Origin of the sequence: Castellaniella denitrificans (genome assembly GCF_027214045.1) — a bacterium.
In the GTDB taxonomy this organism is placed as follows: domain Bacteria; phylum Pseudomonadota; class Gammaproteobacteria; order Burkholderiales; family Burkholderiaceae_B; genus Castellaniella; species Castellaniella denitrificans_A.
Window position 1 is genome coordinate 193,377 of sequence record NZ_JAPWHE010000001.1, and the last position, 13,468, is coordinate 206,844.

Annotated in this window: 16 protein-coding genes; 4 read left to right on the plus strand and 12 right to left on the minus strand. The window is 68.6% G+C overall.

Annotation, left to right across the window (positions count from 1 at the left end):
- Positions 1 to 10 precede the first annotated feature (10 nt).
- From nirD to O4H32_RS01010, 3 genes are read left to right on the plus strand one after another with little or no spacing between them, the layout of a single operon-like run.
- The gene (gene nirD / locus O4H32_RS01000) at positions 11 to 484 is read left to right on the plus strand and encodes a nitrite reductase small subunit NirD (RefSeq protein WP_269355869.1); all 474 of its coding nucleotides are present in this window, start codon (positions 11 to 13) and stop codon (positions 482 to 484) included.
- Positions 462 to 1,361 carry a uroporphyrinogen-III C-methyltransferase gene (cobA, locus tag O4H32_RS01005; RefSeq protein WP_269355871.1) on the plus strand — a complete coding sequence of 300 codons (900 nt, stop codon included), beginning with the start codon at positions 462 to 464 and terminating at the stop codon, positions 1,359 to 1,361. Before nirD ends, cobA begins: the two co-directional genes overlap by 23 nt.
- Positions 1,358 to 2,263 carry a precorrin-2 dehydrogenase/sirohydrochlorin ferrochelatase family protein gene (locus O4H32_RS01010; protein WP_269355872.1) on the plus strand — a complete coding sequence of 302 codons (906 nt, stop codon included), beginning with the start codon at positions 1,358 to 1,360 and terminating at the stop codon, positions 2,261 to 2,263. The genes cobA and O4H32_RS01010 overlap by 4 nt, the downstream gene beginning before the upstream one ends.
- A 20-nt stretch (positions 2,264 to 2,283) precedes the next feature.
- Here O4H32_RS01010 and O4H32_RS01015 read toward each other — a convergent pair whose 3' ends face one another.
- From O4H32_RS01015 to O4H32_RS01060, 10 genes are all read right to left on the minus strand, one after another.
- Complete coding sequence (locus O4H32_RS01015; RefSeq protein ID WP_269355874.1) at positions 2,284 to 2,892, minus strand: glutathione S-transferase; 609 nt, start codon at positions 2,890 to 2,892, stop codon at positions 2,284 to 2,286.
- Positions 2,893 to 2,907: 15 nt separating this feature from the next.
- On the minus strand, positions 2,908 to 4,620 hold the full coding sequence (locus O4H32_RS01020) for an FAD-dependent oxidoreductase (RefSeq protein WP_331284264.1): 1,713 nt from the start codon (positions 4,618 to 4,620) through the stop codon (positions 2,908 to 2,910).
- Positions 4,617 to 5,342 carry an SDR family NAD(P)-dependent oxidoreductase gene (locus O4H32_RS01025; protein WP_269355876.1) on the minus strand — a complete coding sequence of 242 codons (726 nt, stop codon included), beginning with the start codon at positions 5,340 to 5,342 and terminating at the stop codon, positions 4,617 to 4,619. Before O4H32_RS01025 ends, O4H32_RS01020 begins: the two co-directional genes overlap by 4 nt.
- Before the next feature lie 10 nt (positions 5,343 to 5,352).
- Positions 5,353 to 6,105 carry an SDR family NAD(P)-dependent oxidoreductase gene (locus O4H32_RS01030; protein WP_269355877.1) on the minus strand — a complete coding sequence of 251 codons (753 nt, stop codon included), beginning with the start codon at positions 6,103 to 6,105 and terminating at the stop codon, positions 5,353 to 5,355.
- Positions 6,105 to 6,824 carry an ABC transporter ATP-binding protein gene (locus O4H32_RS01035; protein WP_269355879.1) on the minus strand — a complete coding sequence of 240 codons (720 nt, stop codon included), beginning with the start codon at positions 6,822 to 6,824 and terminating at the stop codon, positions 6,105 to 6,107. Before O4H32_RS01035 ends, O4H32_RS01030 begins: the two co-directional genes overlap by 1 nt.
- On the minus strand, positions 6,817 to 7,581 hold the full coding sequence (locus O4H32_RS01040) for an ABC transporter ATP-binding protein (RefSeq protein WP_269355881.1): 765 nt from the start codon (positions 7,579 to 7,581) through the stop codon (positions 6,817 to 6,819). The genes O4H32_RS01035 and O4H32_RS01040 overlap by 8 nt, the downstream gene beginning before the upstream one ends.
- Positions 7,578 to 8,537 (minus strand): branched-chain amino acid ABC transporter permease, encoded by a 960-nt coding sequence (locus O4H32_RS01045; RefSeq protein ID WP_269355883.1) that lies wholly within the window; start codon positions 8,535 to 8,537, stop codon positions 7,578 to 7,580. The genes O4H32_RS01040 and O4H32_RS01045 overlap by 4 nt, the downstream gene beginning before the upstream one ends.
- Entirely contained in the window at positions 8,534 to 9,436 is a 903-nt protein-coding gene (locus tag O4H32_RS01050) for a branched-chain amino acid ABC transporter permease (RefSeq protein ID WP_269355885.1), read from the minus strand. The genes O4H32_RS01045 and O4H32_RS01050 overlap by 4 nt, the downstream gene beginning before the upstream one ends.
- Positions 9,437 to 9,503: 67 nt before the next feature.
- Positions 9,504 to 10,727 (minus strand): ABC transporter substrate-binding protein, encoded by a 1,224-nt coding sequence (locus O4H32_RS01055; RefSeq protein ID WP_269355886.1) that lies wholly within the window; start codon positions 10,725 to 10,727, stop codon positions 9,504 to 9,506.
- A 54-nt stretch (positions 10,728 to 10,781) separates the two neighbouring features.
- On the minus strand, positions 10,782 to 11,564 hold the full coding sequence (locus O4H32_RS01060; RefSeq protein ID WP_269355888.1) for an SDR family NAD(P)-dependent oxidoreductase: 783 nt from the start codon (positions 11,562 to 11,564) through the stop codon (positions 10,782 to 10,784).
- A 199-nt stretch (positions 11,565 to 11,763) separates the two neighbouring features.
- Here O4H32_RS01060 and O4H32_RS01065 point away from each other — a divergent pair, with 199 nt between their 5' ends.
- Positions 11,764 to 12,471, plus strand: a complete 708-nt coding sequence (locus tag O4H32_RS01065; RefSeq protein WP_269355890.1) for a GntR family transcriptional regulator — start codon at positions 11,764 to 11,766, stop codon at positions 12,469 to 12,471.
- Positions 12,472 to 12,496: 25 nt separating this feature from the next.
- On the opposite strand, the gene O4H32_RS01070 is transcribed toward O4H32_RS01065, so the two are convergent.
- Together O4H32_RS01070 and O4H32_RS01075 are read right to left on the minus strand one after the other, a co-directional pair.
- Positions 12,497 to 13,027: a cupin domain-containing protein gene (locus O4H32_RS01070; RefSeq protein ID WP_407932589.1), complete on the minus strand. Its 531-nt coding sequence runs from the start codon at positions 13,025 to 13,027 to the stop codon at positions 12,497 to 12,499.
- A complete protein-coding gene (locus O4H32_RS01075; protein WP_269355892.1) occupies positions 13,020 to 13,214 on the minus strand; it encodes a YqaE/Pmp3 family membrane protein in 195 nt (64 codons plus the stop codon). Before O4H32_RS01075 ends, O4H32_RS01070 begins: the two co-directional genes overlap by 8 nt.
- Positions 13,215 to 13,468 lie beyond the last annotated feature (254 nt).

The window sequence follows — 13,468 nt, forward strand, 5'->3', positions numbered from 1 at the left end:
GGAGCCTGCCATGAAGCCATCGACCCACCGCCGCGCCCAGGGCGCCGCTTGGCACGGCATCCCGGATGCCGCGCCACCATCCGCCGCGCTTGTCCACGGCCACGCCACGGATCCGGACTGGCAGCCCGTCTGCCGCCTGGACGACTTGATCATGGACGCCGGCGTAGCCGTCCGCGCCCACGGCAAACAGGTCGCCGTGTTCCTGACCGAGGCGGGCCCGTTCGCCCTGGACCACGTCGATCCTTTCTGTGGCGCGGCCGTACTGGCGCGCGGCATCGTCGGCGAACTCCAGGGCCACCCGGTCGTCGCCTCGCCCATGTACAAGCAGCACTTCCGCCTGGACACCGGCCAGTGCCTGGAAGACGAGACCGTGCGCGTGCGCCGCTGGCCGCTGCGCGTGGACGCCGACGGCTTCCTGCGCGTCGGCCGTCCCGAACCCATCCACCCCCTGGAGGCCGCCCATGCGCCCAAAGCCACCGCATGAATTCCCGCCGGCCACATCCGCCCCGCATCCCGCACGGACGGACGGCCCCGCACCGGACACCGCTCCGGCGCCCGGCCACGTCTGGCTGGTGGGGGCCGGCCCCGGCGACCCGGACCTGATCACCCTGCGCGGCCTGCGCGCCCTGCAGGCCGCCGACGTAGTGTTCCACGACAGCCTGGCCTCCCCGGAACTGCTGGACCACTGCCGCCCCTACGCCCTCCGGATCCCCGTGGGCAAGCGCGCGGGCCGGCACAGCGTCCCTCAGGAAGACATCCACATGCTGCTGGCCGCGCACGCCCGCGCCGGCCTCGCCGTGGTGCGCCTGAAGGGCGGCGACCCCTTCATCTTCGGACGCGGCGGCGAGGAAATGGAGTCCCTGCGCGCCCAGGGCATCCCGGTCACGGTCGTGCCCGGTGTCACCGCCGCCTCTGGGTGCGCGGCGGCCACCGGCATTCCTCTGACGCACCGCGACCTGGCGGCCGGCGTCTGCCTGATGACCGCCCACCGCCAGGACGGCGCCCACGATCTGGACTGGACGTCCCTGGCGGCGGACCGCCGGCGCACCCTGGTGTTCTACATGGGGCTGTCCCAGGCTGGCCACGTCGGCACGGAACTGCTGCTGCATGGCCTGCCCGGCGCGACGCCGGCCGCGCTCGTTGCCCATGGCGCCACCCCGCGCCAGAAGGCGGTGCGCTGCACGCTGGCCGGCCTGGCCCGAGCCGCCCGCCGCCCCGAGCTGGAATCGCCCTGCCTGATCGTGATCGGCGACGTCGTCGCCCTGGCCGATCCGGCGCTCGTTCCGTGGGTGAACGACGACCCACCGTCGCACGAGACTGGTGCCATCGACGGTCATCCCGCCGACGCCTGCCCCGCATGAAAGCCCTGTACCCCCTGTTCGCCGACCTGACCGGCCGCGCGGTCCTGGTCGTGGGCGGCGGCGCGGTGGCCGAGCGCAAGGTCCGCGCCCTGCTGAACTGCGGCGCCACGGTGCGGGTCGGCGCGCCGCGTCTGACCCGCGCGCTGCGGGCATGGGCCGATGCGGGCCGCCTCGCGCACCTGGACGGCCCGTTCCAGGACGACTGGCTGGCCTGCGCCTGGCTGGTCGTGGCGGCCACCGGCGACCGCGCGCTCAACGCCCGCGTGAAGGCAGCCGCGGACACGCGCCGCATCCTGGCCAACGTCGTGGACGACCCGGCGCTCTCGTCCTTCCAGGTGCCGGCCATCGTCGATCGCACGCCCCTCACCATCGCCATTTCATCTGGCGGCGCCGCCCCGGTCCTGGCCCGGCGCCTGCGCGAACGCATGGAGGCCCTGTTCGATCCCGCGCTGGGCGAACTGGCCCGGCTGGCCCGCGACCACCGGCCCGCCATCCGCCGGGCCTATCCCGACCACGGCGCACGCCGCCGCTTCTATGACTGGCTATACGATGGACCCGTGCTGGGGCAACTGCGCGCGGACGATGCCGCCGAAGCGGCGCGCACACTGCTCGCCCGCCTGGACGATGCCGGTGACGAACCGGCCCCACCGCCCAGCCTGCGCTGGATCGCCCCCTGCCCCGCCGACCCGGGCGACATCACCCTGAGCCAGCTGCGCGCCCTGAACGAGGCCGACGTGCTGGTGTACGACACGCAGGTGGGCGAGGCCGTGCTGTCCCTGGCGCGGCGCGACGCGGACCGCCGGCCGCTGGAGATGGACCGGCACGAGGACGCCGGGTCTCGGGAAGCTCGGGTGTTGGCGCTGTGCTCGGGATACCGGAACGCGGTGGCGCTGGTGGTGTAACGCCGCCCGCCTCCGCCGCGTCAGGCCTTCAGCACCGTGGCACGCATCGAGGGCCGTTGATCGAAGCCGGCGAACCAGGCCGCCAGCCCCGGGTACGCGTCGCGCCAGCCCATGTCCGGAAACCGCAGGTCCAGGTAGCCGAGCGCGCTGGCCAGCGCGATCACCCCGATGTCCAGACGGTCGGCCGGCCAGCCGGCGACTTGCCGTTCGAACTGGCCCAGGGCGCTGCGCGCTTTTTCCTCCTGGGTCTCGCGCCAGGCGGGCCATTGCCGCTCGGCGGGCCGCAGCACGACTTCGTAGCGCATCAGCAGGGCGGCGTCCAGGATTCCGTCGGCCAGCGACTGATCGACCAGGGCGGCCCATTTGCCGCCACCGGCCGGGATGAGCCGGCCGCCGCCCAGGTCATTCAGGTATTCGCAGATGACCCGGCTGTCGTACAGCGCCTGGCCCTCATCGGTGATCAGCGTCGGCAGCTTGCACAAAGGGTTGTCGCGCATCAGCGCATCATTGTGCGCGGTCGGCATGGTGACGACCGTCACCAGTTCGATGCGATCGGCCAGGCCCAGTTCATGGGCGGCGACCAGGCATTTGCGCACAAAGGGCGAGGTCGACGAGTAATACAGTTTCATGCGTTTCTCCAAAGGTCAGAAATCATCCGCCGCCAGCGCGCGGCCCGCCACCCAACCGAAGGTCAGTGCCGGCCCCAGGGTGATGCCCGGTCCCGGATAGGCCCCGCCCATCACCGACTGCATGTCGTTGCCCGCGACGAACAAGCCGGGAACCGGCCGCCCCTGCGCGTCCAGCGCGCGCGCCCGCTCATCCGTCCGGATACCGTGGGCCGTGCCGATATCGCCCGCCACCACCTCGACGGCATAGTAAGGTCCCCGTCCCAGGGGACGCAGGCAGGCGTTGGGCTGGTGGGCCGGGTCGCCCAGATAGCGGTTGTAGGCGGTCGATCCCTTGCCGAAATCGGTGTCCTCGCCCCGCGCGGCCATGCCGTTGTAGCGTTCGACCGTCGCGGCCAGGCGCTCCGGATCGAGCCCCAGGCGCGCCGCCAGATCGGGCATCGTGGCGGCCCGGATCAGGTATCCATCGGCCATCAGATGCTGTCGCGGACGGCCGCCGGGCAGGGCCAGGCCCAGGCCCCAGGTCTCGATGAAGGCATGGTCGCAGATCAGCCAGGCGGGGATGTCCGGCGCCGGGCCGCCTCGGTACATCACGCTGACGAACTCGTGATACGAGGCCGATTCGTTGACGAACCGTTCGCCGCGCCGGTTGACGGCGATCAGGCCCGGCTTGGCGCGGTCCCAGACCAGGTGCGGGTAGCGGACCACCGTGCCATCCGCCTTGCGCCACAGGGACACCGGCGCCCAGAACGCCGGCGACACATGGCCCGTGCCCATGACCGCGCCGGCCTCGCGCGCCAGGCCGATGCCTTCGCCCCGGTTGCCCTCGGGCGCCATGGACCAGGGCCCGGTGGGCTGCGGATAACAGGCGGCCCGCAGTTCGGCATCCCAGGGAAAACCGCCGGTGGCGACGACGACGCCCCGCAGCGCCCGGATGCGCCGCACGGTGCCGCCCTGCACGGCCTCGACACCCACGACGCGGCCTTGCGCGTCCCGGTGCAGGCGCCGGGCCGGCGTATTCAGGCGATAAGGGATCCGTTCCCGCAGGACGGCGTGAAACAGCCACGCGGCCAGGGCGTTGCCCAGCAGCAGACGCGTGCCGCGATGATGGCCGCGCAGGCGGTCCAGCCAGTAGGCCAGCACCCGTTTGCCGCCATGCCAGAACGACTTGGGCGAGCGCCAGGCGCCCAGCAGGTGGTAGACGTCCGTGACGTTCACCATCATGCCGCCCAGGACGACGAATTCTTTCAGGGGATCGCGCAGTTCCTTGAAATGCGCGCCCAGCCGCCTGCCGTCGAAGGGCAGCGGATCCATGGCCCGGCCGCCCAGCGACGCGCCCGGCCGGTCGGGATAGTAGTCGGGCGAATATTGCCGCGCGGCCAGCGCCAGCGCACCGCGCGCCTGCAGGTATTCCACCATGGCGGGGCCGTTGTCCAGATAGGCCCGCAGCATGTCCGGCGACGAGGCGTCGCCCACGGTCCGGCGCAGGTATTCCCAGACCTGCTCGAACGTATCGTCGCCGTGGCCGGCCCCGGCCGAGCCCGGGTTCAGCGGGATCCAGACCGCCCCGCCGGACACCGCGGTCGAACCGCCGATGCGATCGGTCTTTTCCAGCAGCAAAGCCCGCAGGCCTTCGAAATGGCACGTCAGCGCCGCCGACATGCCCGCCGCCCCCGATCCCAGCACCACCACATCGACGGTCTCGTCCCATTGCACTTCATTCATGCTCATGCTCCCGAACCGCCCAGGGATTTGCCGCCGTCGACGAACAGCACCTGTCCGGTGATAAAGGACATCGCCGGCCCCGCCAGGAAAGAGACCGCGTGGGCGATGTCCTCGGGCGTGCCCGCCTTGCCCGTCGGCTGCAGGGCCAACTGGGCCGCCCGCCGTTCCGGCGTCAGCGCGCGCAGCATCGGCGTATCGATCAGGCCCGGCGCGATCGCATTGACCAGGATCCCCCGTTCGGCCAGCTCCATCGCGCTCGCCCGGGTATAGCCCACCAGCGCGGCCTTGGACGCCACGTAGTGCGCGTGATGGCGCGCCCCCAGGTAGGCGCGCGAAGCGATGTTCACCACCTTGGCGCCGGGCGCCATCCGCGCGGCGGCCTTCTGCGTCAGACTGGCCGCCGCGATCAGGTTCACCTCGAACATGCGCCGGAAATCGTCCTGCGACACGTCGAAGAACGGGCGCTCATCGAACACACCCGCGCTGTTCACCAGCGCCGCCAATGGCGGCAGCCCGCCGATCAGCGCGTCGATCCCCGCCTCGTCGGCCAGGTCCACCACGCGCGGCTCGATCTCGATCCCCTCGCCGCGCAGACGCCCGGCCAGCGCAAGCAAAGGCGCTTCGCCGCGATCGACCGCCACCACCCTGAAACCATCCAGCGCCAGGCGCCGGACGATCGCCTGTCCCATGCCGCCGGCTGCGCCGGTGACCAATGCCACAGCTTTCATTTGCCTGTCCTCAAGCCGATAAGAATCCGCCGTCCACCGGCAGCACCACACCCGTCACGTAACTGGCCATCTCCGAGGCCAGGAACACGACGGGACCGACGATCTCTCCGGGTTCCCCGCCCCGGCCCATGGGCGCGCGCGTCATGAACCAGTCCGCCCCGCCGGGCGTCGCCAGTTGCGGCGCGACCATGTCCGTCAACATCAGTCCGGGCGCCACCGCGTTCACACGCACCCCGAACGGCGCCAGATCGCGCGCCAGCGCCTGGGTGAAGGAACGCACCGCGCCTTTGGACGCGACGTAAGCCGCCGATGACATGCCGCTGACGAACGCCACGACGGACGACAGATTGACGATGCAGCCGCGCGTGTCCTTGAGCTGCCCGACGAAGGCGTGCGTGACGTTGAACAGGCCGTCCAGGTTCACGGAGCGCACCCGGTCCCAGACTTCCGGAGACTGCGCATCGCCCACGCGCGCGCGGCCCGCGATGCCCGCGTTGTTCACCAGGATGTCGACCGGCCCCAGGCGCGCGGCCAGATCCGCCGCCAGGCGGGCGACCGCCTCACGGTCGGTCACATCGATCGCCTCGCCCCAGGCCTGGCCGCCCCCGGCGCGGATGCGGCCGGCCAGATCCCGGGCGCGCGCGCCGTCCAGGTCGGCCGCGATCACCCGCGCGCCCTGCGCGGCGAATCCGTGCGCAATGGCCGCGCCCAGGCCGCCCGCCGCGCCCGTCACCAGAGCCAGCTTGTCATCCAGCAGCGCCATCATCCCCCCAGATAGGCCCGCCGCACGGCCTCGTCGTGCCGCAGGTCCGCCGAGGCACCCTGCAGCACGACCTCGCCGTTTTCCAGGATGTAGGCGTGGCTGGACACCGACAGGGCCAGCTTCGCATTCTGTTCGACCAGCAGGATGGTGATGCCCTGCTCGCGGTTGAGCGTGCGCACCGTCTCGAAGATCTGTTCCACGACCAGCGGCGCCAGCCCCATGGAAGGCTCGTCCATCAAAATCATGCGGGGCCGGGCCATCATGGCGCGCGCCGTGGCCAGCATCTGCTGTTCGCCGCCCGAAAGCGTGGCGGCCTTCTGGGCGATGCGTTCGCGCAGTCGCGGGAACAGGTCGCACACCGAGTCCAGGTCGCGCGCGACCGCCGCCCGGTCCTTGCGGGCGTAGGCGCCCATCTCCAGGTTCTCGCGCACGCTCATGTCGCGGAAGATCTCGCGCCCCTCGGGCACCTGGACGATGCCTTGCCGGACGATATGGTCGGCCGCCAGGCGATGGATGGGTTCGCCGTCGAACCGCACGGTCCCGCGCGTCGGGCGCACCAGGCCCGAGATCACGTTCAGGGTCGTGGACTTGCCCGCGCCGTTGGCGCCCAGCAGGGCGACGATCTCGCCGCGGGGGACGGCCAGGGACACACCGTGCAGGGCGGAAATGTTGCCGTAGGAAGCCGAGACGGACTCGATCGACAGGAACGGTTCACTCATCATCGGTCCCCTTGCCCAGGTAAGCTTCGATCACGCGCGCGTCCGAACGGATCTCCGCCGGCGTGCCCTCGGCGATCTTGTGCCCGAAGGACATCACCGTGATGCGATCCGAAATCGACATCACCAGTTGCATGACGTGCTCGACCAGCAGCACCGTCACCCCATCGCCACCCGCCAGTTCGGTCAGGATGCGGTCCAGCTGGTCGATCTCGCGATTGCGCAGCCCCGCCGCCGGCTCGTCCAGCAGCAGCAGTTGCGGCTTGATCGCCAGCGCACGCGCCAGTTCCAGCATTTTCTGGCGGCCGAAATCCAGGCCGCAGGCCTTGACGTCCAGGAAATCGGCCAGGCCGACGCGTTCGATCAGGTGATGGGCGAACTCGCGATTCTCGGCCGACGGGCGGCGCAGCAAACGGGACAGGCCGCGCGCGCCGTAGGCATAGGTGCCCAGCAGCACGTTCTCTTCGACCGAAAGCTCGTTGAACAGCTCCAGGTTCTGGAACGTGCGCGCGACCCCGAGCGCCGCCATGTCCGAGGCGCCCCGCCGCGTGATGTCCTCGCCCGCGAGCGCGATCGCGCCGCCCGAGGGATCGTAATAGCGGGAAATGCAGTTGAACGTGGTGGACTTGCCGGCCCCATTGGGACCGATCAGGGCGTGGATCCGCCCCCGGCCGACCTCGAAGGACAGGTCGTCCACGGCGGTCAGGCCGCCGAAACGCACCGTCAGGCCATTGATCGACAACATCGCCTGAGCGCTCATGTCCCGGCCCTCCCGGCGGACTCGCCCAGCGCCGCCTTGCGCGCGCGGGCACCGCCGCTGAACAGGCCGCGCGGCGCGAACATCATGAAACCGATCAGGATCAGGCCGTAGATGATCTCCTGGAAGGACAGCACCTGGCGCAGCAATTCCGAGATCAGGCCGAAGATCACCGCGCCGATGACGGCGCCGCGCACCGAACCGATCCCGCCCACCACGATCATGATGAGGATCAGGATCGTGGTCCAGAAGCCCAGGCTTTCGGGATGGATGAAGGACGCGAAAGTCGTGTACAGGCCGCCCGCCACCCCCGCATAGGCGGCCGAGCACATGAAGGCGACCCGCTTGACGACGTTGGCGTCGATGCCCATGGCCCGCGCCGCCACGTCGCTCTCGCGCACCGCACGGAACGCCGCGCCCAGTTGCGATCGCGACAGCCGCACGGTCAGCCACAGCATCAGGGCCGCGCCAAGGATCACGAAAGGATAGGCGGCCAGGTCGGAAGTCAGTTCGAGCCCGAAGAACCGGGCCGGCGACATCTGGTAGCCGTTCGAACCGTTGGTCACCTCGGCCCAGTTCAGGAACACCCATTGCATGGCCTCGCCGAAGGCGAAGGTGGACAGGGCCAGATAGATGTCCCGCATCCGGATCGCCAGCGCGCCCAGCAGATAGCCCAGAACCGCCGTGATCACGCCGGCAGCCAGCACCGACACCACGAAATTCGGATGCCAGGTGTTGTTGATGATGCCGGCCGTGTAGATGCCGATCCCGTAAAAGGCGGCATGCGACAGGGCGAACTGGCCTGTCTCGCCGATCACGAGGTGCAGGCCCAGCGCCAGCACGATATAGATCATCAGCAGGTTGACGATGTACAGCACGTAGCCGCTGGCCGTGAACGGCAGCACCGCCAGCACCACCGCCAGCGCCGCCAGCCCCCATTTGTCGACATTGATTTTCATACTTTCTTGACCTGCGCTTTGCCGCCGAGGATGCCCTGCGGACGGACGATCAGAACGATCAGAATGGCCAGGAACGGGGCCACGACGATGGCGTTGGTCGATACGAACAGGCCCACCAGGTTTTCGGCGACGCCGATGATGAAGCCGCCCACGACCGCGCCCGGAATGCTGGTGATGCCGCCCACGATCGCCGCGGCGAACGCCAGGATCGCCACATGGCCGATGTCCGGCGTGATCAGGATCTTGGGCAGGATCAGGATGGCCGACACGGCCGAGATCAGGCCGGCCAGCGCCCAGACCGCCATGCGGATGCGCACCAGACTGACACCCACGATCTGGGCGGCCCGGGGATTCATGCCCACCGCCCGCATCGCCTTGCCGATGCGCGTGTGGTTGAACAGGCCGTACAAGGCCAGCATCACCACGATCGCCGCGCCCAGGATCATCAGGTCCAGGCGCGTCAGCACCGCGTCGCCGATCATCACGGTATCGGACGAGACCAGCGCCGGCAGCGAACGCGGCGCGTCCCCCAGCCCGGTCTGGCGCACCGCGCCCTTGAGCACGTAGGCCAGGCCCAGCGTGGCGATCACCAGTTGCACGCCCACTCCCTTGGCCTGGATCACCCGTTCCATCACCACGCGCTGGAACAGCGCGCAGATCGCGGCGACCGCCGCCAGCGTCGCCGGGATGACCACCGCATAGTGCCAGTCCAGCACCAGGATCAGGAACAGCGCCACATAGCCGCCCACCATGAAAATCTCGCCCTGTGCGAAATTCGGCACGTCCGTCGTCTTGAACACGATCACGACCGCCACCGCCAGCAACGCGTAGACGCTGCCCGTGACCAGGCCGGACCACACGCCCTGCTGCAGAAAAAGCCAGATATCCGCAAAACTCATCGATCACTCCACTGGCGCCGCGCCGCCGGAGGCGCGACGGCGCCCCCGGCCCTCATCGCGGAAGGGCTCACTGCTTCGGCTGGTAGGTCCAGGCGCTCTTGAAGGCGCCCGAAATCAGTTCCTTGTGCTGGCCGTCGAACTTCAGGTAGATGGCCGACTTCTGCGCCGCGTGGTCGTCCGGCGTGAACTCGACCGGACTGGCCATCACGCCCGTCTCCAGCTTGAAGTGCTGCAGGGCGGCCAGGACCTTTTCACGCGTGGGTTCCGGCCCCGCGTCCTTCAGCGCCTGCACCACCGTCATCGCGGGCGGCAGACCGTAAGGCATGTAGCTCTGCGGGTGCCCCGGCTTGGCGGCGAGATCCGGGTAGTATGCCTTGTACATGTCGTAGACCCATTGCATCTTCGGGTCCGACGGCAGGCCCGCCACCACGTCCTGGATGTAGAAGTTCTTCAGGGCCGCCGGACCGCCGACGTTCTCGACCAGCTGGGCCAGATCCGCCGTGCCGGTGACCGCCAGCACGATCGGCTTGTTCCAGCCGAGTTCATGCGCCTTCTTGATGATCAACGCCGCCGGGCGGGCGTAGGTCGTCAGCAGCAGCACGTCAGGATTGGCCGCGCGCACCTTCAGCATCGGCGCCGTGACGTCGTTGATGCCCGGATTGACCGACTGCACGCTCAGCGAGACACCGTCATGCCGCTTGGCCTGGAATTCGGCGGCGGTCAGATTCCAGCCGCCATAGGCGTCGTCATGGTTGATGTAGCCGATCTTCTTGGCCTTCAGGTGCTGGACGGCGAACTCGACCATCGAGCCGCCCACCGCGTACTGCGAGATCGAGAACGCGCCATAGATGTATTTCGAGGGCGGGTACAGCGCGCCGTCGCCCGAGGCGTTCAGCATCAGGAAGGGCACCTTGGCGCGCTCGACGTATTCCCGGGCCGCGACCACCGCCGCCGAACAAGAACCGCCGTTGAGCAGGAACACGTGGTCCTGCTCGACCAGCTTCTTGACCGCCGCCACCAGGTCGTTGGCGTTGCAGCGGGTGTCCTCGACGACCAGCTCGATCTTGCGGCCGTGGATGCCGCCTTCCTTGTTGACCTTTTCGTAGTACATCTTGGCCGCGTTGACCACGTCGAAGCCGTAGGCCATGCCGCTGCCCGACAAGGGCGAGAACAGGCCGATCCGGATGGTGGAATCGGTGATGCCGGGCTCGGCCGCCCGGGCGGACATCCCCAGGCCCAGGCCCGCGACCGCCGCGCACAGGGCCGCTTTCTTGACGATGCTGAATTTCATATTGTCTCCTCGTGGATTGCTCTTTGACCTCTGCCCTGGCCACGCCGGCCCGGCCTACTGCATGCGATAGCCGCCATTGACGTCAATGACGCTGCCCGTGATGTAGCCCGATTGCGGCGAAGCCAGGAAACCGACCGCGTCCGCGACATCGTCGGGCGTGCCGATCCGGCCCAGCGGGATGGCCTCGGCCGCGTCCCGCAGGGCGCCGCCGCTGCTGACCGTGCTGCGCAGCATCTCGGTGTCGATCAGCCCCGGCGACACGCTGTTGACCGTGATCCCCATGCGCGACACCTCGCGCGCCATGGCCTTGGTCAGGCCCAGCACGGCGGACTTGGCCGCGATGTAGGACGCGCTGGAGCGGTAGCCCCCGAGTTGCGCGGCCACCGAGCTGAACGTGATGAAACGGCCGTCGGCGACCGGTCGTTTTTCGCGATGGCGGATGTAAGCGCGCGCGCACAGGAAGACACCGCGCGTATTCACGGCGAAACTGCGTTCCCAGGTCTCCAGCGGCGTGGCCTTGATCAGCGGGCGCTGGCCATCGGGCTGGAACAGCAGCAGGCCGGCGGCGGACACCACGGTGGCGATCGGCCCCAGCCCGGCTTCGATCTCGTCGAAGACGCGCTCGACCTGGGATTCTTCGCTGACATCGAACACGCGCCACTCGTGATCGCCCGGCAGCCCCCCAATCGCCGCCGCCGCCCGTTCCGCCGCCAGATCGCAGGCCACGACCCGATAGCCGTCACCGGCGAGCCGGTGACAAATCCGTGTCCCGATGCCGCCGCCCGCGCCCGTCACCAGGGCGATCCTGCGCTGTTCCGTATCCGAACGTTCCACCATGCCCAAGCCTTTATGTATACAAAAGAAACCGGATTCCGGTATTGCCCCCGTCAACACCAGGGGGAATACATGCAAATTCTTGATCTGGGTTTATTATGCATACATGACAACCAGCCAGTCATTCGGGTTTCCCCTTAAATACGGGGGCTTAGGCTCAGTTTCCTCATCATTTTTTCTGCTCTATGTATACAATAATCTGATGAATACCCTGGCCGAGCACGTCACCGAGACCCTGCGCAACTGGATCCTGCAAGGCATTCTGGTTCCGGGGGAACGCCTGGAGGAGATCCCCCTGGCGGAAAAACTCGGCGTTTCCCGCACCCCCATCCGCGCGGCGCTCGCCCATCTGGGCAACGAAGGGCTGCTGGAACACCTGCCCAAGCGCGGCTACGCGGTGCGCGTCTATCAATACGAGGACATCATCGGCGCCTACGAAGTGCGCGCCGTGCTCGAAGGCCTGGCCTGCCGGCGCGCGGCCCACCAGGGCCTGTCCGGCCTGGACATCAGCAAGCTCAAGGCCTGCCTGGCCGAAGGCGACGCGATCCTGGCCAAGGGCGTGCTGTTGCCGGAGGACCACCAACCCTATCAGCGGATGAACATCACGCTGCACGAAACGCTATTGAAAGCGGCGGAGAATTCCTGGGTCACGCGTTTCGCCACCCAGGCGCAGACGGCGCCGTTCGCCTCGGACCGGATCATGCTGTGGGACGACCACGGCGTGATCCTGCGATCCCACAACGACCACCACCGCATCGTCGCCGCCGTCATCGAGCGCGACGGCGCCCGCGCCGAACAACTGATGCGGGAACATGTCTATTACGCCGGACTGCTCTTGCGGGACAATTATGAACGGCTGAGCGGCAAGACCGTGCCGCCGGCGCACGGACCGGACAACGGAGCCACATGAACCATAAGGCGGGCGACCCGCCCGCCTATCGCAACAAGCGCCCGATCCAATCGCCATGGCGGCGCATGGCCGGCGCCATGTCCGCGGCGCCAGCCAGCCGGAAGCCGGAAAATTCGAAACCAGGCGCCACCGCGCAGCCCACCAGGGCGAACGCTTCGGGATGGATCAGTTCCGCCGCGAACCAGCGGCCGGCCGGCACCACCGCCTGGAACACCGCCTCCGGATGGCGCAGGGGATCCCCCAGCCGATGCGTGACGAGCCCGCCATCGGGGGACAGCACATGCAAGGCCAGCGGCCCGCCCGCGTGGAAATACCAGGTCTCGTCCGCGTCGATCCGGTGCCAGGCCGACCAGGCGCCCTGGGCCAGCAGGTAATAGATGGACGTCCCCGCGCTGCGCGTGTCCCCCCGGAACGGCACGCCCAGGTCCGAGCGGAAGACCTCGCGGTAGTAGCCGCCTTCGGGATGGGGCTGGAGATCCAGCGCCGCCACCAACGTCCGCCAGGCCTCGGGGCTGTCCGGGGCCGCGGCGCCCCCGGCCGCCTGGCAATCAGGCACGGCCGCCCATCGCCTTTTCGATCTTTTTATCGGTGTTGTACTGGCTGAGCGCGTAGACCGCCCAGATCGCCGCCGGAATCCAGCCGATCAGCGTGAGCTGCAGGATCAGGCAGATGATCCCGGAAATGGGGCGGCCGATGGTGAAGAAGGCCAGCCAGGGCAGCAGCAGGGCAATAAGCAGGCGCATGTCGCAGGGTCCAGTGGTTGGGAAACGGAAGGATATTCTACCGGGAGAGCGGCGCGTTGTTACCACAAGAGAAGTTTGATATGTTGTAGGGTCAAACAAGTTTCCCTTCAAGGGAACCCTCAGTGAGCCAGAACAGATCGGGTTATCGCGTCGCGCTGCCGATCACCGGCACGCTCGCGGCACCCGGCATCTTTGCCTTCCAGACCCTACCCCGGATCAACGACCAGCCAACCAGCCTGATGACAGATTTTCAC